The sequence below is a fragment of the Rhodoligotrophos appendicifer genome (genome assembly GCF_007474605.1).
Classification (GTDB): domain Bacteria; phylum Pseudomonadota; class Alphaproteobacteria; order Rhizobiales; family Im1; genus Rhodoligotrophos; species Rhodoligotrophos appendicifer.
In genome coordinates, this window is sequence record NZ_VHKL01000001.1 from 193,779 (window position 1) to 214,320 (window position 20,542).

16 protein-coding genes and 1 pseudogene are annotated in these 20,542 nt (G+C 63.1%); 12 read left to right on the forward strand and 5 right to left on the reverse strand.

Translation table 11 applies throughout. The annotated features are described in order from the left end of the window. Positions 1–182: 182 nt before the first annotated feature. From rph to hemW, 4 genes are read left to right on the forward strand one after another with little or no spacing between them, the layout of a single operon-like run. Positions 183–896 carry a ribonuclease PH gene (gene rph / locus FKM97_RS00890; protein ID WP_143957254.1) on the forward strand — a complete coding sequence of 238 codons (714 nt, stop codon included), beginning with the start codon at positions 183–185 and terminating at the stop codon, positions 894–896. A gap of 4 nt (positions 897–900) precedes the next feature. Beyond that, complete coding sequence (locus FKM97_RS00895; protein WP_143957255.1) at positions 901–1,311, forward strand: VOC family protein; 411 nt, start codon at positions 901–903, stop codon at positions 1,309–1,311. Beyond that, positions 1,308–1,937 (forward strand): RdgB/HAM1 family non-canonical purine NTP pyrophosphatase, encoded by a 630-nt coding sequence (gene rdgB, locus FKM97_RS00900; RefSeq protein WP_143957256.1) that lies wholly within the window; start codon positions 1,308–1,310, stop codon positions 1,935–1,937. Before FKM97_RS00895 ends, rdgB begins: the two co-directional genes overlap by 4 nt. Then, positions 1,924–3,105, forward strand: coding sequence for a radical SAM family heme chaperone HemW (gene hemW, locus FKM97_RS00905; protein WP_143957257.1), 1,182 nt, complete (start codon positions 1,924–1,926; stop codon positions 3,103–3,105). Before rdgB ends, hemW begins: the two co-directional genes overlap by 14 nt. On the opposite strand, the gene FKM97_RS00910 is transcribed toward hemW, so the two are convergent. Next, positions 3,102–4,346, reverse strand: coding sequence for a penicillin-binding protein activator (locus FKM97_RS00910; RefSeq protein WP_143957258.1), 1,245 nt, complete (start codon positions 4,344–4,346; stop codon positions 3,102–3,104). The two genes, hemW and FKM97_RS00910, sit on opposite strands and share 4 nt — an antisense overlap. Before the next feature lie 140 nt (positions 4,347–4,486). Between FKM97_RS00910 and rsmI the strand changes: the two genes are divergently transcribed. From rsmI to FKM97_RS00945, 8 genes and pseudogenes are all read left to right on the forward strand, one after another. Further along, positions 4,487–5,437: a 16S rRNA (cytidine(1402)-2'-O)-methyltransferase gene (gene rsmI / locus FKM97_RS00915; protein ID WP_246104886.1), complete on the forward strand. Its 951-nt coding sequence runs from the start codon at positions 4,487–4,489 to the stop codon at positions 5,435–5,437. Beyond that, complete coding sequence (locus tag FKM97_RS00920; RefSeq protein WP_143957260.1) at positions 5,418–5,810, forward strand: YraN family protein; 393 nt, start codon at positions 5,418–5,420, stop codon at positions 5,808–5,810. The genes rsmI and FKM97_RS00920 overlap by 20 nt, the downstream gene beginning before the upstream one ends. A 27-nt stretch (positions 5,811–5,837) precedes the next feature. Then, a complete protein-coding gene (gene gshB / locus FKM97_RS00925; RefSeq protein ID WP_143957261.1) occupies positions 5,838–6,776 on the forward strand; it encodes a glutathione synthase in 939 nt (312 codons plus the stop codon). A gap of 91 nt (positions 6,777–6,867) precedes the next feature. Then, a pseudogene (locus FKM97_RS00930) lies at positions 6,868–8,399 on the forward strand (YifB family Mg chelatase-like AAA ATPase). A 130-nt stretch (positions 8,400–8,529) separates the two neighbouring features. After that, positions 8,530–10,944 carry a PAS domain-containing hybrid sensor histidine kinase/response regulator gene (locus tag FKM97_RS00935; protein ID WP_143957262.1) on the forward strand — a complete coding sequence of 805 codons (2,415 nt, stop codon included), beginning with the start codon at positions 8,530–8,532 and terminating at the stop codon, positions 10,942–10,944. Positions 10,945–11,068: 124 nt separating this feature from the next. Beyond that, positions 11,069–11,968 carry a l-ornithine N(alpha)-acyltransferase gene (olsB, locus tag FKM97_RS00940; protein ID WP_143957263.1) on the forward strand — a complete coding sequence of 300 codons (900 nt, stop codon included), beginning with the start codon at positions 11,069–11,071 and terminating at the stop codon, positions 11,966–11,968. A 78-nt stretch (positions 11,969–12,046) separates the two neighbouring features. Beyond that, a complete protein-coding gene (locus tag FKM97_RS26165) occupies positions 12,047–12,196 on the forward strand; it encodes a hypothetical protein (RefSeq protein WP_170240670.1) in 150 nt (49 codons plus the stop codon). Positions 12,197–12,264: 68 nt separating this feature from the next. After that, positions 12,265–13,950 (forward strand): TetR family transcriptional regulator C-terminal domain-containing protein, encoded by a 1,686-nt coding sequence (locus FKM97_RS00945; RefSeq protein ID WP_143957264.1) that lies wholly within the window; start codon positions 12,265–12,267, stop codon positions 13,948–13,950. Here FKM97_RS00945 and FKM97_RS00950 read toward each other — a convergent pair. Genes FKM97_RS00950 through FKM97_RS00965 form a run of 4 tightly spaced genes read right to left on the reverse strand, consistent with a single transcriptional unit; the run spans position 13,896 to position 20,442 of the window. Then, on the reverse strand, positions 13,896–16,019 hold the full coding sequence (locus FKM97_RS00950; RefSeq protein ID WP_143957265.1) for an acetate--CoA ligase family protein: 2,124 nt from the start codon (positions 16,017–16,019) through the stop codon (positions 13,896–13,898). The genes FKM97_RS00945 and FKM97_RS00950 overlap by 55 nt on opposite strands. A gap of 34 nt (positions 16,020–16,053) precedes the next feature. Further along, positions 16,054–17,259, reverse strand: coding sequence for an aminomethyl transferase family protein (locus FKM97_RS00955; protein WP_143957266.1), 1,206 nt, complete (start codon positions 17,257–17,259; stop codon positions 16,054–16,056). Beyond that, positions 17,259–18,836: a phytoene desaturase family protein gene (locus tag FKM97_RS00960; RefSeq protein ID WP_143957267.1), complete on the reverse strand. Its 1,578-nt coding sequence runs from the start codon at positions 18,834–18,836 to the stop codon at positions 17,259–17,261. Before FKM97_RS00960 ends, FKM97_RS00955 begins: the two co-directional genes overlap by 1 nt. Next, the gene (locus FKM97_RS00965; RefSeq protein WP_143957268.1) at positions 18,823–20,442 is read right to left on the reverse strand and encodes a phytoene desaturase family protein; all 1,620 of its coding nucleotides are present in this window, start codon (positions 20,440–20,442) and stop codon (positions 18,823–18,825) included. Before FKM97_RS00965 ends, FKM97_RS00960 begins: the two co-directional genes overlap by 14 nt. Between the last annotated feature and the right edge of the window lie 100 nt (positions 20,443–20,542).

A 20,542-nucleotide genomic window follows, 5' to 3' on the forward strand; every position in this document is an offset into this window, starting at 1 on the left:
TCGGTCCCCGAAAAACATCTCTGTGGCCTAGTGCCTTATCAGTGCGGCGACTGAAGTTAAACGCGCCTTAAGCCGCGGCGGCGATCAAAGGCGGACTTTGCGTTGCGGCCTCCTCGTGCTTCGATTACAAACCCGGCTCGGTGCCGATCCGGCCCGCGACGACCAGCCGCTTAGGAGCATTGATGCGACCCTCTCACCGTGAAGCCCATGAAATCCGTGCCGTGAGCCTCGAGCGGGGCGTGTCGAAGCACGCGGAGGGCTCGTGTCTGGTCCGTTTCGGCGACACCCATGTCCTTTGCACGGCCAGCCTGGAGACACGCGTTCCAGGCTGGATGCGTGGCAACGGCAAAGGCTGGGTGACAGGCGAATATGGCATGCTGCCGCGCGCCACCCATGAGCGGACTCAGCGCGAGGCCGCCACCGGCAAACGCGGCGGGCGCACTTTGGAGATCCAGCGGCTGATTGGCCGGTCGCTGCGGTCGGCCGTCGATCTCGGCAAGCTCGGCGAGAACCAGATCACCATCGACTGCGATGTGATCCAGGCCGATGGCGGCACCCGGACGGCGGCGATCACGGGTGGCTGGGTGGCTTTGCATGACTGCCTCCATTGGATGAAGGCGCGCAACATGGTCAAGGAAATGCCCCTGACCCACCAGATCGCCGCCATCTCATGCGGCATCTATCGCGGCAACGCCGTATGCGACCTCGATTATGCCGAGGACTCAGAGGCGGGAGCGGATGCGAATTTCGTGATGAACGGCGACGGCCACCTGATCGAAATCCAAGGGACGGCTGAAGGAGCTCCCTTCACGGAGGAGCAGTTCATCGAGCTTCTGAAGCTGGCGCGTCAGGGGATCACCCGTCTCCTCGACCTCCAGAAAACAGCTGTGAGCTGAGACCATGAGCCCCGACGGCATCCTTGAGACGTCCCTCTACGCGACGGATCTCGACGCCGCTGAGGCCTTCTACACGGAGGTTTTGGGGCTGAAGCTGGTGATCAAGGTGAAGGGCCGTCATGTGTTCTTCTCCTGCGGTCAGCAGATGCTTCTGATCTTCAACCCTGAAGCGACGCGCGAACCGCCGAAGCCCGGAATGCTTCCTGTCCCGCCACATGGGGCGGAGGGGGAAGGCCATCTGTGCTTCCGCGCCGACGCCGAAGGACTCAAGCGTTGGCAGGCGCATCTCCAGGACCATGGCGTGGAGATCGAAGCGGCCTTTGAGTGGCCCAAGGGCGGCCGATCAATTTATTTCCGAGACCCTGCCGGCAACTCCATCGAATTCGCCGAGCCGAGCATCTGGGGCTTCTCGTGACGGCCCGTCTTTTCATCGGGCCGAAGCTGGTCGTGGCCAGCCACAATAAGGGAAAGCTCCGCGAGATCGCCGACCTCCTCGCCCCGCTCGGGATCGAGACCGTTTCGGCCGCAGATCTCGGGCTCGCCGAGCCGGAGGAAACTGGCAGCACGTTCGAGGCGAATGCCATCCTGAAGGCGCGTGCAGCGGCCATGGCCTCGCGATGGCCGGCGCTCGCCGATGACAGCGGCCTCTCTGTGGACGCGCTCGACGGAGCGCCGGGGATCTTCTCGGCACGATGGGCGGGCCCCTCCAAGGATTTTCACGCAGCGATGCAGAGGATCGAGGACGCGCTCCTGGAGAAAGGCGCCACGAGGCCGGAGCAGCGCGGTGCCTCCTTCGTCTGCGCCCTTGCCCTGGCCTGGCCCGACGACCATGTGGAAGTCTTCGAGGGCCGCGTCACGGGAACTCTGGTCTGGCCACCCCGCGGAAACCATGGGTTCGGCTACGATCCGATCTTCGTGGCGGATGGATCTTCCGAAACCTTCGGCGAGATGGACCCTGCGGCCAAGCATGCGATTTCACACCGCGCCCGTGCCTTTGCGGCGCTGACCGAACAGGTCTTGAAGACCCATGAGGACGACTGATCAGCCGGGTTTCGCGGTCTATGTGCACTGGCCTTTCTGTAAGGCCAAATGCCCCTATTGCGACTTCAACTCCCACGTCCGGCCGGATGCCGTGGCCGATGACTACGCCGCGGCACTGGTGCGTGAGATCGGCGACTTCGCCGACCGCACGCCGGGACGGACGGTGACCAGCATCTTCTTCGGCGGCGGCACTCCGTCCTTGATGCCGCCCTCGGCCGTCGGCCAGGTGATCGATGCGGTGGCCGGGCGATGGTCTCTGTCGCCCTGGGTGGAGATCACCCTGGAGGCAAACCCGACAAGCGTAGAAGCCTCGAATTTCGACGGTTACGCCGCGGCCGGCGTCAACCGTTTGTCCCTTGGCGTCCAGGCTCTGGACGACGCCTCCCTGAAAGCCTTGGGCCGTGAGCACTCGGTGGCCGAAGCCATGGCCGCTCTCGACATCGCTCAGACCCGCTTCAACCGCGTCTCCTTCGATCTCATTTACGCCCGCCCGGCCCAGACGGTGGCGGCCTGGACGCATGAGCTGTCGGCGGCCCTTGAACGCGGAACCGAGCATCTTTCCCTGTATCAGCTGACCATCGAGCCAGGTACACCCTTTGCCGCCCGCCACAAGCGCGGCACCCTGGTGGTCCCCGACGACGACTCTGCCATTGCGCTCTACGAGATCACCCAGGATCTCTGCAACGCCGCCGGCATGCCGGCCTATGAGGTCTCGAACCACGCGCGGCCCGGGGCCGAATCGCGGCACAACCTGACCTATTGGCGCTATGGCGAGTATGTCGGTGTGGGACCGGGCGCCCATGGACGCTTGATCATGAATGATGCTCGGCATGCTCTGCAGACCATTCGCACCCCCGCAGCTTGGCTCGCCGCCGTCAATCGCCGCGGCAACGGCATCGCTGACGACACCGCGCTCCTTCCTCAGGAGGCGGCGGAAGAACTCCTGCTCATGGGGCTTCGCCTCTCGGAAGGCGTATCGCTGGACCGCTTCGCCGACCTCCGCGGCGGTCGTCTGCGTCCTGGAACCCTGTCATCACTGGCAGAGGAGGGCCTCCTCCAGGTCAGCGACGACGGCCGCCGCATCGCCGCGACGGCCCGTGGACGGCAGGTCCTGAATGCCCTCATCGCCGCTTTGCTGACCTCCTTGGAGGCACAGGAAGCCGCCTAATAGGAGGCGCCGTTGAACCGGGTCGGCGCACCTTCCACGACCTGCGGTCCTGTGGACGTCACCTCCAGAATGGCGAGGCCGCGCTCGATCCTGCCGTCGGAGCGGAACCGGAACAATCCATTGACGCCCTGGAAACCCTCGGGATTGGTGATCTGTGCGGCCGAGAACCGCTGCTTGTCCGGAGCCTTCGCCATGGAGATCGACAGGCTGACGGCATCATACCCTAGGCTCGCCAGCCGCGGCGGCGTGCTGCCATAGGTGGAATCGTAGCGCTGCTCGAAGCGCGTGACCATCTGCGGCGCGACGCCCGCATACCAGCCCCCGAGCGAAATGGGCGTCGAGCGCGCGATCGGCCCGTCCCACAATCCCGTACCGAGGGTCTTCACCCGGTTCGGCGTCACACCAGCCGTCTGCAGACCATGTCCGATCTGCCGCAGATAGTCGCCGCCTTCCGGCAGCAGCAATGCCTGAACGTTCTTGGAGGGATCGTTGACCGCGGCCGCGATCTCTTTGATCGGATCGATAATTCCGGTCGGCGCGCGCGCATAGCGCGTCATCGTGACGATCTGACCGCCATTGATTCGCGCTGCTTCGACCAGCCCCCGCTCCACCGTCGCTCCGTATTGATCCTTGGGGATCATCGCGGCGATGTTCTTGCGGCCCTGCCGGATGGCGTATCCGGTGACGCTCGCCACCTCCTGCTCCGGTAGGAAGCTCATGAGATAGGTGCCGCCCCCCGCCACCGTACTGGACGAGGAAAAGGCGATCATCGGCACGTTGCGCTGCCGGGTCAGCGGCTGGACCGCCTGCACTTCGCTTGAGAGCAAGGGCCCCAGAATGATCTGTGCGCCTTCGTTAAGGGCTTCCTGGGCGGCGGCCTGCGCGCCTTGCGGGTTGCCCCTGGTGTCCTTGGTGATGAGCACGATGCCGGGGTCCCCGGAATCGAACATGGCGAGTTCGCCCGCCTGCTTCAGTGCCCGACCCACGCTGGCGGTATCGCCTGGACCCGAAAGCGGCACCAGCAATGCTACCTTGATGCCCTGCGTATTGATGCTCACCGTCTGCGGTGCAGCAGGTTGCACGGGGACCGGCGGCGCCTTCGAATCGCCGAACAGGCTGCTCGCGCTCATGCTGCAACTGGCGAGTGCCAGCGCGGCAAGCGCCGTCACGGCGACCTTGAACTGCGCGAACCGAGATGGAGAAGTGATGACCCTTCGAAGAGCGTCAGCAGATGATGCCACTGTGATTCCTGATGGCTGCTCTTGTCATTCAATTGGCAGACCGTCTGCCCGATAGATGTGGGCTAAGTCAATCCGCCCCTCGCCAGCCAGGCGAAGCTTCGCGTAAGCTATCGAAAGGCCGCAATGATGGAAAGCCTAACTTGTCCAGACCACTGAACGTTGATCCATCCTCGATCGAATCCGGCGAGGCAACGCGGCGTTTCGTCATCGAGGGTCGTAGCTTCTCGGCGGCGCGCGCCGAGCCCGGGCTGCATGTGACGGCGACGCCGATCGGCAATCTGGCGGACGTAACCCTACGGTCCCTGCAGACATTGGCGGGTGTCGACGCGATCCTGTGCGAGGACACGAGGGTCACGCGGAAGCTCACAACGCGGTACGGCATCGGAACGAAACTGGAACCTTACCACGATCACAATGCCGCGAAGGTGCGGCCGGGCATTCTGGATCGCCTTCAGGAGGGTGCGGCGATAGCGCTCGTGAGTGATGCCGGCACCCCGCTTGTCTCTGACCCCGGCTACAAGCTTGTCCATGAAGCGCGCGACCGGGGGATCCGCTTGCACGCGATCCCGGGCCCCAGCGCCGTGCTGGCAGGACTGACGATTTCCGGGCTCCCGAGTGACAGCTTCATGTTCGCCGGCTTTCTGCCCAACCGCGCCGGTGATCGAAAACGTCATCTGGCCCAGGTCGCCGATGTCCCGGCCACGTTGATCTTCTTTGAATCGGCCCAGCGGATCGAAGCGGCACTGGCCAGTGTCGCGGAGGTCATGGGAAACCGGCCCGTTGCCGTGACGCGGGAATTGACCAAGCTGCACGAGGAGGCCCTGACCGGTACTGCCGAGGAGGTCGCAGCGGCGATCGCAGTGCGCGGGGGCGTGCGGGGGGAAATTACCCTTTTGATCGGCCCGCCTGACGCGGCAGCCCAGGAAACCGACGATGGCGACATCGATGCCGAGGTGTTGACGGCTCTCCGCACAATGTCGGCCAGCCGCGCCGCAGCGCATGTCGCCGAAGCATTGAACCTGCCGCGGAAGCGCGTCTACGCCCGCGCGCTGGCCCTGAAGGAGGCGAGCGATGGCGGAAAGGACGCCTGAGCTCTCTCGCCGGCAGGCCTATCGGCGCGGCCATCGGGCCGAATCGGTCGCCGCCCTCCTGCTCCGCCTCAAGGGCTTCCGCATTCTGGAGCGACGCACCAAGACCCCCCTCGGGGAGATAGATCTGATCGCCGTTCGCGGCTCTCTGATCATCTTTGTGGAGGTGAAGCAGCGGGCCCGGAACGCGGCCACGCTGGAGGTGCTGACGCCGCGCCAGCAGCAACGGATCATGCGGGCCGCCCATTATTGGCTGCCGCGCCACCCTAGCCTCTCGGGGCACAACTACCGCTTTGACATGGTTGTTGTGCAGCCCTACCTATGGCCCCAGCATATCGCGGACGCCTTCACGGCCGGCTCTCATCGCTCGCCGTGATGTGCGTTTCTGTCCCCGGGGGGCTCCATGCCGTTGAAGATTGCCGTTCAGATGGATCCCATCGAATCCATCAGCATCAAGGGCGACTCGACCTTCGCCATGCTGTTGGAGGCCCAGCACCGCGGTCATGAGATTTTTTATTACGTCCCCAAGGCCCTGAGCCTGCGCGACGGCAAGCTGATGGCGCCCGGCTCCAGCTTGGAGCTGCGCGACGAACCTGGGGATTACTTCACCCTCAGCGATCGGCGGGTGGAGGATCTGTCGAATAGCGATGTGATTCTGCTTCGGCAGGATCCGCCCTTCGACATGTCCTACATCACGACCACGCACTTGCTTGAGCAGGTCCACCCCAAGACGCTTGTGGTCAACGACCCTGCCGAAGTACGTAACGCGCCGGAAAAGATCTTCGTCACCCGCTTTCCCGAATTCATGCCGCCGACCCTCATCACCCGTGACCGCGATGCGATCCGCGCCTTCAAGGACGAGTTCGGCGACATCATCTTGAAGCCGCTCTTCGGAAATGGCGGCGCCGGCGTGTTCCGGCTGAGCCACGGCGACGAGAACTTGGCCTCCCTGGTCGAACTCTTCGAACAATCCTTCCGCGAGCCGTTCATCGTGCAGAAATATCTGCCCGAGGTGCGAAAGGGCGACAAGCGCGTGATCCTGGTGGACGGCAAGGCCGTGGGCGCCATCAATCGCGTGCCCGCTTTGGGTGAGGCGCGCTCCAATATGCATGTGGGAGGGCGGGCTGAGCCGTCCGAGCTGACCCGCCGGGAACATGAGATCTGCGAAGCCATCGGACCCGAGCTGAAGCAGCGGGGCCTGATCTTCGTCGGCATCGATGTCATCGGCGACTGGCTGACGGAGATTAACGTCACTTCGCCCACGGGCATTCGCGAAGTGAAGCGCTTCGGCGGCGCCGACATCGCCGCTTTGATCTGGGACGCGATCGAAGACAAGCGCTGAGATCGTCAGCCCTCTGACGATGTTCTTTTTTTGTTCTTGTGCATGGATCCGCCGCGCGCTAGCCTGTTGCCACATGCAGCCGGGGGCGGTCGTGATCTCGCATATTGGAACGGTGGCCTTTCAGGGCATTGAGGCTGTACCCGTCGACGTGCAGGTGCAGATCTCGTCGGGCATGGTCAGCTTCATCGTTGTCGGTCTTGGTGACAAGGCGGTCGCCGAGAGCCGTGAACGGGTGCGCTCTGCCCTGACGGCGATCGGGCTTGCTTTCCCGCCGCGCCGCATCATCGTCAATCTGGCCCCCGCCGACTTGCCGAAGGAGGGCAGCCACTACGATCTGCCGATCGCACTCGGCTTGTTGTCGGCACTGGGCGTCATTCCCGGCGAGGCGCTGTCGCGTTACCTGGTCTTCGGTGAACTGTCCCTGGACGGCTCGATCTCGCCCGTGGCCGGGGCTCTGCCGGCCGCCGTCGCGGCGAACGCCCGCGGGCTTGGCGTCATCTGCCCCAAGGACTGCGGTCCTGAAGCCGCCTGGGCGGGCGAGGGTGTCGACATTCTGGCGCCGGCGAACCTCATCCAACTGGTCAATCACTTCAAGGGCGCACAGATGTTATCCCGCCCTGTGGTGAGCTTCTTGGTGGATCCTCCCCGCTTTAACGACTTGCGCGACATCAAGGGACAGGAGGCGGCCAAACGCGCTTTGGAGGTCGCCGCCGCCGGAGGCCACAACATGCTGATGGTAGGCCCCCCGGCGCAGGCAAGTCGATGCTGGCCCAACGCCTGCCTTCGATCCTGCCTCCGATGGAGCCTCAGGAAATGCTGGAGGTCAGCATGATCGCCTCCGTCGCCGGCGAGCTCGCCGGTGGACGGCTGAGCCGCAGCCGACCGTTTCGTGCCCCGCATCATTCGGCCAGCCAGGCGGCCCTGGTCGGCGGCGGCTTGCGTGCCCGTCCGGGCGAGATGGCCCTGGCTCACCGCGGGGTGTTGTTTCTGGACGAGTTGCCGGAGTTTCAGCCTCGCGCCCTCGAGGCTCTGCGCCAGCCCCTGGAGACCGGTGAGACGGTGGTGGCCCGCGCCAACCATCACATCACCTACCCCGCCCGGTTCCAGCTGCTCGCCGCGATGAACCCCTGCCGCTGCGGGCGCGCCGGAGATGCTGGCTTCACTTGCGCACGCGGCGCACGGTGCGCGACCGACTATCAGGCGCGGCTTTCAGGCCCGCTCCTCGACCGTATCGATCTCGTCATCGATGTGGCCCAGGTCCAGATCGGTGACCTCGCTTTGCCTCCCGCCCGCGAAGGCAGTGCCGAGGTGGCAGCCCGGGTCGCTGCCGCACGCGCCCTGCAACGGGCGCGGTTTCGTGGCTTGGGGCTTTCCCACCTCTCGACCAATGCCGAGGCGGATGGCGAGGTCCTGGAGACCATCGCACCAACCGATCCGGCTGCAGGCCGCCTGCTGAGCGACGTCGCGGAGCGCATCCGTCTGTCTGCGCGGGGCTATCATCGAGTTTTGAAGGTCGCCCGGACCCTGGCCGATCTCGCGGGCATGGAGACGATCACCAGGGCCCATGTGGCCGAAGCCCTGACCTATCGAAACGAAATGCGGAACCAGAGGCTTGCGGCATGATGGCCGGCTTTCGGTCCGAGGATGCCATGGGAGTCCCGTCCTCGGGCCTTGATCTCGTGGCCCGAACACGGTTTCTGTCCTAAGGTGCAGCAAATGCGGCCTGCGGGCGGCGCAGCAGGGATCCGGTTGAGTGGTCGACTCCTCTTCGCACAGTTTTTTGCCCTCCGACCCGGTACCGGTCCTCGACAGGAGCTCAGGCCGGGCCTCCTTTGGGCTTCACGACGAGCCGACTGTCGATCTTCCGACGAGGGATCTGCATCTGCTCCTGGCCTGTCTCGGACTGGTGGCCGTCATCCTCATAGCGGGTTGGATTGCGCTGGCTCCTTCTGTCTCGGCGACCGTGGAGGCGATGATTGCCGTCGCCTTTCTCGCATGCGTCGGAGCTGGCGTGTTCACTCTGATGGCGACACGAAAGTTGGCCCGAGTGGCGCCACAGCTCGAAAAGCGTCGGGACAGCGAAGCCCGATACCGCCAGCTCATCGACAATCAGGCCGATCCCATTTTCCACAGGGATCTGAACGGTCATATCACCTTCGTGAATGCAGCTTTCGAGCGCCTCTTCGGCACCACCAGCGAGACAGCCCTCGTCGAAGGCCTCAATTTCAAGGTCCTCGAGGGAATGACTCACAGCGAGGCGGACGCAAAGCTGTCGCTGCCGCCCCACAGGCTCAGTTTCGAACAGAAACTGCAAACTCGAACGGGCCACTGCTGGCTGTCTTGGGAGAGCGCTGCCCTCCTCGCGCCCGACGGCCGCTTGTTGGAAATTCAAAGTGTCGGCCGCGACATCACGGCCCAGGTTTCGGCCATCGAGGAGATCAGGCGGGCCCGCGACGACGCGGAGGCAGCCAACCGGGCCAAATCGATGTTCCTGGCGACCATCAGCCATGAGATCCGCACCCCGATGAATGGCGTGCTGGGAATGCTCGACCTGCTGATGGGCACCGATCTCACCCCGGAGCAACGGTCCTACATGCGGACGGCCGACATTTCCGGTCGCGCTCTCCTGTCGCTCATCGACGAGATCCTGGATCTGTCCAAAGCGGAGTCAGACCGGGTTGACTTGACCCTCGCCCCTTTCGATCTCACCGAGATGGTCGAGAACGTGACGGAACTCCTCGCCCCCCGAGCCCATGCAAAGAATCTCGAAATCGCCTGCTTTGTCGACCCCGCCTTGCCTCAGGAGATCGTCGCTGACGGCCCGAAGCTTCGGCAGATCCTGATCAATCTTGCCGGAAACGCTGTGAAATTCACGGAGAGTGGAGGCATAGCGGTCCGGGTATGCCTGAAGAACGACCTCGGTGGAACTGCCCGGGCGGGCCCCTATCTCACCGAGTGGTCGGTGACGGACACCGGCATTGGCATCGATCCCGATAAGATCCCCTTCATCTTCGACGCCTTCTCTCAGGTCGAGTCCGGGAATGCGCGGCGCTATGGCGGATCCGGCCTGGGACTGACCATTTCCCGTCGTCTTGTTGAACGGATGGGTGGCGATCTGAACGTTCGCAGTACGCCCTCGAGAGGCACGACCTTCCGTTTCGAGATCGCCGTGGAAGGCGTTGTTCCCGCAGAGTCCCAGGAGGAAATTCCGCCGCCGCTCCAAGGGATGACGGCCTTTTTGGTCATGAGCGACGGGACCCCGGCAGAGCTCCTGCAGGCCTATTTGGAAGGCGACGGCGCCGTTGTACACCGATGTCCGGATGCCGCGAGCCTTGGAAGCGTTGTGGATGCCATCGCTAAAGCACCAGCCTCGGGACCTCTGTCACAATTGCTCGTGCTGGTGGACAGTGACCTGTCGGCTGACTTCGTGTCTGCCATCGACGCAATAGGCAGGCCTGGGTCGCTTCCAAGGATCTGGCTGTTGCTCACCGCTGAAGAGCGGAGCGACGTCCTGCCTTTGATATCGGAGCTTTATGCCGGATACCTCGTGAAGCCGCTCCGGCGCAGTTCTCTCCGGCGCTGGTTGCCCCCTTCAGCCCATGTCGGTGGTGCCAAGGAGCAAAAAGGACCCCGGCGCAGCGAGGGCGCCCGGCCTCCCGAACCCAGGATTGACAGACCCCTGTCGATCCTCCTCGTCGAAGACAATCGGATCAACGCCATGCTGACCAGGGTCCTGCTTGAGCGGGTCGGACATAAGGTGACCCATGTGAAAACCGGTCTTGACGCCGTGGAGGCGGCCAGGGGGTCGATCGACACCGAGGGACAACCGTTTGATTTGGCGTTGATGGACATCCAGATGCCCGACATGGATGGTCTGGAGGCGACCCGCCAGATCCGTGCCGAGGAGGCGTCATCTGGCGACGGGCGCCGGCTGCCGATCGTGTCCCTCACAGCCAACGCGCTGGAAGAGGATCGCCTCGCCTGCCTGGCCGCGGGCATGGACTACTATCTCGTCAAACCATTCCGGCTTGCGGAACTGCAGGAGGCCATGGCCCACGCTTTATCAGCGCCGACGCTCCAGGTGTCGCAATCCGCAGCCGGCGCCGTCATGAAGACTGTAAGCCACTGGTCGCCTCCCAAGCGCCCCGCATCGGCACCCCCTCATTGAAACCAACGAGCAAGGTTCTTGAATCTTTCACCGTGATCGGGTTTGTGAGACAGTAACGTCATTTTCCGGGCCTACGGGAACATAGCGGCTTGTGACGGTCGCAAGTCAGGCAGGATCACAAGCGATGGGTGCCACCGCGAACTTTCAACAAGAATCAGACACCCTCACACGCCGAAGCAACGCGACCCCATCGGCGAGTACCTTGCTTGGCCGAAAGGGGTCTCTTGAGGTCCGCCTCTCCCGGGACCCCGATGACGTGGCTGCCGCGCAGTCCCTGAGATACCGGGTCTTTTACGAGGAGCTGAACGCCCGGGCCTCCGCCGAGACCCTGATCTGGCGCCGTGACGCCGACGCCTTCGACGCCATCTGTGATCACCTGCTGGTCCTGCAGACCGAGAACGGAGACACCAGCAGCGACGCCATCCGCATCGGCGATGCTCAGGTCGTCGGCACCTACCGGCTGCTGCGCCAGGAGGTGGCGCAACGGAACGCCGGTTTCTACACCCAGGACGAGTTTGACATTGCAACCCTCGTCGGCAGCAAGCCTGCACTGAAATTTCTTGAGCTCGGTCGCTCCTGCGTTCTGAAGCCCTATCGTACGAAACCCGTCGTGGAGCTGCTCTGGCAGGGGATTTGGAATTATGTCCGGCTGCATCAGCTCGATGTGATGCTGGGATGTGCGAGCCTCGAAGGGACCGATTTGGACGCCCTTCGCCTGCCCCTCAAATTTTTGCACGACGAGTTCTCGGCTCCCGCTGAATGGTACGTCCGAGCCCAGCCGGATCGCTATGTACCGATGGACTCTCCCGGTCTTCCTCCGGTGGATCCTCGGCAGGCGATGCGCAGCCTGCCGCCGCTGATCAAGGGTTACCTCAGGCTCGGAGCCTATATCGGTGACGGCGCCGTCGTGGATCATCAGTTCAACACCGTCGACGTTCTGATCATCCTTCCCGTGACGTCGATCAACAACCGCTATTTCAGCCACTTTGGCGCCCCTGACGACCTGCAGCTTCCCACGTCCTGACCATCAGCAAAATCGCTCCTCCCGGAACCTCGAGAGCACTCGTATCGTTTCTGCTGCAGAGGACCGAAAGGACGGAACATGCCGGATAAAAAGACCGAACAGCCGAAGAAGCAGGACGACAAGGAGTTGGAGAAAGCTCTCAATGACAGCTTTCCGGCGAGTGATCCTCCCGATCTGACCCCCAAGCCGGCCAACGAGCCTCAGCCGCCGAGACGCACACGTCCCTGACACCTATTGCGCGCCTCTACGGCTGGGATAGGATGGATATTTCCTCGACGCAGGGCGCGTAACGCAACATGTCGAAAGCGGGCCAGCCGCAGGGGGATCCTGTCAGAGAGCGGCAGTCACCAGATCGTCGTCGTCAACAACTAATTGACGCCGCCGTTCATGCCATCGCCCTTCACGGACTGTCCCGGGTAACTCTCCAGCAAGTGGCAAGCCTTGCCGGACTGACTGCTGGAATGGTGAACTTTCACTTCGACAGCAAACAGTCTCTTCTCACCGCCACCCTGAAGCACATCGCCAACGAATATAATTCTGCATTTGATCTCGCCGTCGAGAGGGCGGCGGGAGATCCGGTGGCGGCGCTTAGCGGTGTGATCGTTACCAGTTTGGATCACGCTGTGGCGTCTCCGGAGAAAGTCGCTGTCTGGTCGGCGTTCTGGGGCGAAACGCGGGCGAGAGACGAATATCTGTCTCTCTGTGGCGGCGTTGACGCCGCACAGCAAAAGCGGATCGAGGCCCTCATCAAGGAACTGGTGCAGCGCGAGGGTCGTCCTCTGGATGCCTATTCGATCGCCTTTGGCCTGAGCGGCGTCCTTGATGGTCTATGGCAGGAAATCCTGGTTCAATGGCAAGACTTTGATCGACATCGAGCGATCGAGCTATGCCATCGATACCTCGCGAATTTCTTCCCCGCATTTTTTGTGCCGCCACGACCGGAGGCGATCCCGCGTTCTTTGCCGGCATCAATCAGCCCTTATGCCAGTTTACCAGCGTCCGCCTATACAGACTCCAAGCGGTATCAACTCGAACGCACAGACATTTACCGCCACGCTTGGCACTTCATGGGCCATGAGAGCGAGATTCCGGACACCGGCTGCTACCGGACCCTGGCAGTCGCCGGCGAGCACGCCTTCGTAATCCGTGGTCCCGACGGCCTCATCAGGGCCTTCCATAACGTCGCTCCCCACCGTCCGATTCCGGTTGTCGAAGGAGAGCAGGGGGTAACGGGATCAATAATCACGATAGACGATCCTGGCCTGGCCTTTGATCTCAAAGGGGCCGTGCGAAATGCAACGCATTTGGCGGAAAGCAATCTGGCACTGCGACCTGTCGCAGTCGACGTTGCCGCGAATTTCATCTTCGTAAACTTCGGTGATGCCCCCAGGCTCATGTCCGATCGTCTGGCGGTATGGCCAGCCAACCCCTTGGCGGGCTTGTCGGGCCTGAACCAAGTCGTCTGGCGGGAGACCTGCGAATGTGGAGCCGATTGGAAGGCGGTGGTCGAAACCCTCCTCTACAATGGCGAAACAGCCAGCGCGCACACGGAGGAATTCGAGTCCGTGCGCATTGCCATACTCGACCAAGATCCCTTGAAGACCGCCTCCGGGGCGAAGGATGGCCTCGAACAGAGCGGCGATCCGGGTCAGCACTGCTTTCTCTATCCGAACCTCTTTCTTTCGGTGAGCGACGGAATAGTTCAGGCGATATCGGTTCTCCCGAAGGGTCCCGGCCGAACCAGCCTGCTCTCGGTGGGATACGCCGCCGGTGACCGGCTCGGACGGGCCGACTGGCCCGGCGAGTGGGCAGCATCACCGGCACTGAAATCCGCAGCCCGTCGCGCCGAGGCGATGCAGCAGCGGCTGCAGAGCCTCGCTTATTCCAGGGGGATGCGTCGCAAGGGTGAGCCAGCTCTCGGCAGCTTTCACGAGTGGCTGCAATCCGACGTGTCCTCGACCGAAGGAGACGATTTCGCTTGAGAGGAGCGCAGTTTGACGAGCGCATCCACCGCCACGCATCCTGTCGCTGTCACAAGGACGGGATTGACATCCATGGCGTCCAGCCACGGTCCAAGCTGTGACACCAGATGAGAGAACGCTGAAGCTGAGGTGCAGAACGCCTGGATATCCCCCGCGGGTCCGCCACGGACTCCATCGAGCAGAGGGCGCAGCCTGAGGCGTTGCAGGGCGATCAGGGCCTGGTCAGCCTCGAAAGGGGGAAGCAGCGCTTGGACGTCCTGAAGGATCTCGGCATGGATGCCGCCGAAGCCGAGCAGGACGATAGGGCCGAAATCCGGATCATGGATCATCCCTAGGAGCATTTCGATGGCCGGTGAAGTGATCATCTCGGCAACAATCATCTGCGGACCGAGGCGGCTCGCGATGTCCGCGAAGGCTTCTGAAAGTAAAGCCTCACCCGTGAGGCCGAGGCGTACGCCGCCTGCATCCGATTTGTGCGCGAGGCCTGGCGCGGCGGATTTCAGAACCACCGGATAACCTATGTCTCCGGCTGCCGCGATCGTATCGCCCAGAGAAGTCACCATCCGGTGCCTCGGGATGGTGATGCCGGCAGCAGCGAGCAGGCCGAGCGACTGAGCTTCGTCGAGTGGACTGCCGGAGGCCAACCGCTCCTGCCATTCATGATGGATGGGGTCGAGGCTCACCTTGCGTGCCGGAACGAAGTCGCGCCATCTCGTCAGATGGCCATAGGCCCTGAGGAAAACCGGAACGCCGTCGAGCACCGGAATGCCCGCCCGTGTGGAGTCGTTCGCCCTCGGATCGGCCCCGCTGCCCTGGTGGTTTGATACGATGAAAACGGGCTTGCCCGATGCTCGTCCAGCATGGGCAGCCATGTCGAAATAGTCGCTAAAGATGCGCCCGCCAACACCGCGGTCGAGCACGAGCGCGACAGCCGCCGTGTCCTCGTTCTCGGCAAGAGCCATTGTACAGGCATGGAAGTTGTCTGGATAATTGCGCCCCGTGCCCCAGGCATCCAGCGGATTGGCGGCGGCAAGGCCGGGATCCAAGGCCGCGGTCAGCCGGCCGATGGTCGCGGGCGACAGCGCCGCCATGGCGGTACCCGCATCACTGGCGAGATCGGCGAACAGGGCGCGCTCACCACCGGAATCATGGAGTGTGGCGAGGCCGCCAGGCCCGATGGCCGGCGTTGATTGGAAGGCGATCAACGTCGCGGCCAATTCGTCGATCGACGTGACGCGGGAGACGCCATAGGCCTCGAACACGGCCTGATACGCAGCATCATCGCCCGCCAGCGCACCTGAATGAGTCTCCGTGAAGCGGACTGCCGCTTCGCTGCGCCCGACCTTCAGCGCGACGACCGGGATCCGGCGGGCAGCGGCCTTCTCCAGAGCCAGGAGGAATCCGCCGGGGTCTCTGGCAGTTTCCATGAACAGGCCGATCACCCTCGTCTCAGCCTGTTCGAGGGCGAAATCCATGTAGTCGGCAAGAGTCAGCACGAGTTCCTGACCGGACGAGACCGCAAGGTTGTAGTCAATGCGCTCCTCTGCATCGAGGAGAGCCGTGAAAAGCGAGCCTGAATGACTGATCAAGGTCACGCCCCCGGGCTCGTGCCTCTCACGGGTTTGAAATCCGCAGACACGAACTCCGGCAGCGAAATTGTAGAAGCCCATGCCATTGCCGCCGCAGAGGAGAATGCCCGCGCTCCGGGCCATCTCTCCGATTCGATCCCGACGGGACACGCTGTCCGAGGTCTCGCCGGCGAGCGCCGAGACGATGGTGGCGGCACGGATGCCTTGAGCAATAGCGCTCCTGAACTCGCCCTCGATGCGGTCATCTGAGAGAGCGAACACCGCATGCTCTGGGACCCGGGGCAGCTCTGCCAAGGTGGCAAAGCATGGAACTCCCTCCACGCTGTCATAACCTGGATTGACGGCATGCAGCGCTCCACCATAGCCGCCTTGCAGCAATTGACGGATCATCAAATTGCCGACCGATCCGGGCCGCCGGCTGGCGCCGACGACGGCAAGCGAGCGCGGCTTCAGCAGTGGGTCAAGGCGATGGGGCGGCATGGAAGAGTCCTTGGCTGGTCCTTCGAGGCTCGCTCTAGAACCGCCCGGGCGGCGTCACCTTTTTCCTCGGCGGATCGAAGAATGGCCTCGGCACGATCCAGGCGCGCAACATGAGTTTCTGCCATTCCAGCTCTCGCATGGCATAGATCTCGACCCAGAGGTCATCCACCACCTTCACGCCATAGGGACGCTTGAGCGTGGCGATGGCGATGTTCCGCTTTGCCGTCGGCGACCACAAGGCGGCGGTGATGTGCCCGACTTCTTTGGATTTCTTGTGATAGATCAGCGAGTGGTCGGCCGCGACATTGCCCTCGATCTCCAGGCCCACGAGACAGAAGCGGGAGGTTCCCCGCTCCTTCTCGGCCAGCAGGGCGCGCCGGCCGTTGAAGTGGCCCTTGTCGAAGCTGAGCATCCACTCCAGGCCGATCTCGAAGGGCGAGCGCGGCCGGTCGCGTCGCACCGCCTGGTTGGCGGCGATAAAGTCCCCGTTGGTCTGGATGAACCCTGCCTCAATGCGCGCCATATTCAGCGCATGAGACCCGACTGCCCTCAGCCCGTACAGCGGGCCAGCCTCCCACAGGATGTCCCAAAGCGGCAGGGCATTGTCCACATCGGTCCACAGCTCGTAGCCGAGATCGCCTGTGAACCCGGTGCGCGAAATCAACACCGTGGCCCCATTCGCCAGCGAGAACTCCCGCAGATCGAAAGGCTTCAGCGTTTCGACCCCCTTGAACCCTGCCCGCTTGAGAACGGAGAAGGAGGTTGGCCCCTGCAGCGAGAGGGCGGCGATGTCGTCGGTCTCCTCCTCGATCTCGACCTGGAAGCCGATGGCGGAATCGAGGAGCCAGGGAAGATGCCGCTCCTGGCAGCACAGTCGGAAACGGGTGGGAGTCAGCCGAAAAATGGTGCCGTCATCGATGACCTTGCCATCATCGTCGCACCAGATTGTATAGACAACCCTCCCCGGTTTCTGCTTCGTCACATTACGGACCGTCAGCCGGTTCAGGAAATCCTCCGCGTCGGGGCCCTCGATGCGATACTTCACCATCGGCGTCAGGTCATAGAGGCTCGCCTGATTCCGGAGCGCAAAATACTCCGTCTCCTCTTCTTCATAGATGTTGACGGTGAGGTACCCGGCCCAGGGAATATAGGAGCCGAGCTTGCTCAGGGGCCTCGTGCGCTCGGCAAAAGGTGTCGGCAGCAGCGGAGTGCGGAAATGGCCCTTGTCGATCGGCTTCATCACTTGCCCTCCCGCTCCAGGACGCGCTTCGCCGCGTTCATCCCCGCAGCTCCCATGATGTGCCCCCCAGGATGACAGCCGGCGGAGGCGAGATAGAGCCCGCCGATGGGCATGTCGTATTGCGCGGCGAAGGGGACGGGTCGCAGCATGAACATCTGATCGATAGTGAGTTCGCCATGGTGCCAATGACCGCCCGGCATGCGGTAGCGCTGCTCGATGTCCGCGGGCGTCAGCAGGTCCGAGGCGACGATCTGGTCCTTGATGCCGGGGGCATACCGCTCGAGCCGATCGAGAATGGAGGCCTCGAATCCTCCCCGCGCGGTCTCCCAGCCATCCTTATGCTCGAAGGGCGCATAGATGACATTGGCTGACAGCACGTGCTTTCCCGCTGGCGCGAGCGACGCGTCGGTCATACTCGGTATGACCAGCTCCATGGCCGGCAGGACGGAGGCTTCGCCATACTTGACCGGGTTGAAAGCCTCTTCCAGCTCCGCGAGCGAAGGCGAAATGACGAGCCGTCCGGCCAGATGACGCGTCTCGAGCCCCCTGAAGGCCGGAACGCCGTCCAGTGCCAGGTTGAGCTTGGCGACATTGCCTTTCATGCGGATGGACTTCAGTCGCCGGACCATGCCCGTGTCGAGATGGCGGGCACCGACCAGATCCATGAGGGTCGTCCGCGGATTGGCGCCGCAGACGACGACCTTGGCCTGGATCTCCTCGCCGCTGGCGAGACGCACCCCGGTGACACGATCCTCTGCGACGAGAATGCGCGCGGCCACGGAGTCGGTGCGGATCTCGGCCCCGGCCGCCTGGGCAGCCTTGACCAGAGCATCCGCAACCGACCCCATGCCGCCCTTGGGCAGTGCAAGCGCACCGCCCATGCTTCCGCTGTCCCCAGCCAGGCGGAAGTAATAAGTCATCAGCGAATTGGGGGACCGTGGCCCCATATGGGTCCCGAGGACAGCATCGAAGCCGATGGCTCCCTTCAGGCCGACATCCTCGATCTCGTCATCGAGCACATCCTCGATGTTCATGAGCACCATACGCAGGAACTCGCGCATGTCCTCGCGTCCGAGACGGCGGATCGCCAGCCCGAGGCTGCCGAGCGTCATGATGTCCTTTGTCGAGCCGAAATCGAAGCGCGGCGGCGTCTTTGCCAGGAACGGCTTGAGGACGCCGGCAACGCGCGACAGCTTCACATGCAGAGCGGACCAGGCTGCCTTGTCCGCCGGGTCGAGCTGTCCCGACAGCGCCTCCACATCGCCGCGCCGGATGCGAAGGTGACGACCCCCTGCATCGAGCGCGATCGTATCGATGTCGCTGGCGGAAAGGCTGAGCCCGTGACGCTCGAGGTCGAGCCCGGAAATGACTTCGGAGTGGAGATGCGTCAGAACATGGGCAAGGCCGGAGACCTTGAACCCTGGTGCGATCTCCACGGTCCGGGCGCCTCCGCCGACGACACTGTCGGCCTCGACAACCAGAACCTTGCGGCCCTTTTTGGCCAGCAGACCCGCTGCGACCAGCCCGTTATGGCCGGCCCCGATGACGATGACGTCGTAGGACTTAGAGGGTGGCATAGGCGTCGCTCATCTCGACCGGCTTTTTCTTGAGGTCGCGCAGCACCTCGGCCGCAGCATTCCGACCCGGTGCACCCATGACGCCGCCACCCGGATGGGTTGATGATCCACACATGTATAGACCACGGACCGGCGCGCGATACTGCGCATATCCGGGGACCGGCCGGTTGAACAGCAGCTGGTCGAATGTCAGCTCACCCTGGAAGATGTTTCCCTCGGTAAGACCGACCTCGGCCTCCAGTTCACGAGGCGTTCTCACCTCCGCATGCAGGATCAGATCCTTGAAGTTCGGGCTGTACTCGGCGATCTGGTCGATCACCGTCTGGCCGAAAGCGTCGCGATCGGCATCCGTCCACGGCTTTCCCTCGATGAAGGGCGGACAATATTGGATGAAGCAGGTCATGTAGTGCTTGCCGGGCGGCGCCATGGTCGGATCGATCTGGGTCGGGATCAGCATGTCGAGGAACGGGTCGCGCGAAAAATGACCCCGTTTCCAGTCGTCATAGGCCCGCTCCATGCGCTCCACTGAATCGGTGAAGTGGAGGTCACCGCGATAGCAGGGAGAATCGTCCGGCAGGGCGGGGAATTTTGGCAACCCATCCAGCGCGATGTTGAGTTTCCCCGACGAGCCGCGGATCTTGAACCGCTTGACCCCGCGCAGGAAGGTCTCGGGCAGCTCTTTCTCCTCGACCAGCTTGAGAAAGGTGCGCTTCACGTCGAGATTGGAGAGGACGAGCTTCGCTCGGATTTCTTCGCCATTCTCCAGAACGACTCCGGTGGTGGCGCCGGCGTTGACCATCACCTTGTCCACGGGCGCCGAGGTCCGGATCACGCCACCATAAGATTGGAACGCCGTCGCTAGGGTGTTGGCGATCTGGCCCATGCCGCCGCGGGTAAAGCCCCAGGCCCCCACATTGCCATCGACCTCTCCCATGTAATGATGCAGCAGCACATAGGCCGTACCCGGTGAATAGGGACCGAGTGCCGTGCCGATGATGCCCGAGACGCAGAAATAGGCCTTCACCACGTCCGTCTCGAAATACTCGTCGAGGAATTCGGCGATCGACATCGTCCAGAACCGGACGATGTCGTACATCTCGGCTTCCGTCAGGCCATGAAATTTCTTGCCCAGGAACAGCAGTTCGCCGATGTCGCGGGGCTTGAACGAGGTGGGATCCGGCGGTGCCCGCATCAGCAGTGGCCGGATGAATCGGCACTGACGCAATACCTCGGCAGAATATTCGTCATAAGCCTCTGCGTCGCGCCGCGAAAAGCGAGCCAGCTCGCGCCGGTTGGCCTCGTGGTTCTTGTACGTCGCGAGATAGCCGCCATCCTGGGTCAGGACGGCGCCTCCCTGATAGGGGATGACCTGCAGTCCGTGCTTGGGCAGTTCCAGATCGCGCATGATCTCGGGCCGGAACAGGGAGCAGACATAGGAGCAGTTGGAATATTTGAAGCCCGGATAGAGCTCGCGGCTGACCGTGGCACCTCCGATATACTCGTTCTTTTCCAGCACGATGACATCGAGCCCGGATTTGGCCAGATAGCTCGCGGCGACCAGGCCATTGTGCCCGGCACCGACGACGATCGCGTCGTATGACTTCATGTGGCCCCTGCCCCTCTTGTTCTTGCCGGCCGCGCATCTTTCGAGCTCGCTGGCGCGAGCACCTCAGGATGAGGATTGAGGTCTACCTCATCCGGAGGAG

What these genes read in the sequence shown, in the direction of transcription:
- rph (WP_143957254.1), top strand. Translation starts at nt 183, where the DNA reads ATGCGACCCTCTCACCGTGAAGCCCATGAAATCCGTGCCGTGAGCCTC.
- FKM97_RS00895 (WP_143957255.1), top strand. Translation starts at nt 901, where the DNA reads ATGAGCCCCGACGGCATCCTTGAGACGTCCCTCTACGCGACGGATCTC.
- hemW (WP_143957257.1), top strand. Translation starts at nt 1,924, where the DNA reads ATGAGGACGACTGATCAGCCGGGTTTCGCGGTCTATGTGCACTGGCCT.
- FKM97_RS00920 (WP_143957260.1), top strand. Translation starts at nt 5,418, where the DNA reads ATGGCGGAAAGGACGCCTGAGCTCTCTCGCCGGCAGGCCTATCGGCGC.
- gshB (WP_143957261.1), top strand. Translation starts at nt 5,838, where the DNA reads ATGCCGTTGAAGATTGCCGTTCAGATGGATCCCATCGAATCCATCAGC.
- olsB (WP_143957263.1), top strand. Translation starts at nt 11,069, where the DNA reads ATGGGTGCCACCGCGAACTTTCAACAAGAATCAGACACCCTCACACGC.
- FKM97_RS26165 (WP_170240670.1), top strand. Translation starts at nt 12,047, where the DNA reads ATGCCGGATAAAAAGACCGAACAGCCGAAGAAGCAGGACGACAAGGAG.
- FKM97_RS00945 (WP_143957264.1), top strand. Translation starts at nt 12,265, where the DNA reads ATGTCGAAAGCGGGCCAGCCGCAGGGGGATCCTGTCAGAGAGCGGCAG.
- FKM97_RS00950 (WP_143957265.1), bottom strand. Translation starts at nt 16,019, where the DNA reads ATGCCGCCCCATCGCCTTGACCCACTGCTGAAGCCGCGCTCGCTTGCC.
- FKM97_RS00955 (WP_143957266.1), bottom strand. Translation starts at nt 17,259, where the DNA reads ATGAAGCCGATCGACAAGGGCCATTTCCGCACTCCGCTGCTGCCGACA.
- FKM97_RS00960 (WP_143957267.1), bottom strand. Translation starts at nt 18,836, where the DNA reads ATGCCACCCTCTAAGTCCTACGACGTCATCGTCATCGGGGCCGGCCAT.
- FKM97_RS00965 (WP_143957268.1), bottom strand. Translation starts at nt 20,442, where the DNA reads ATGAAGTCATACGACGCGATCGTCGTCGGTGCCGGGCACAATGGCCTG.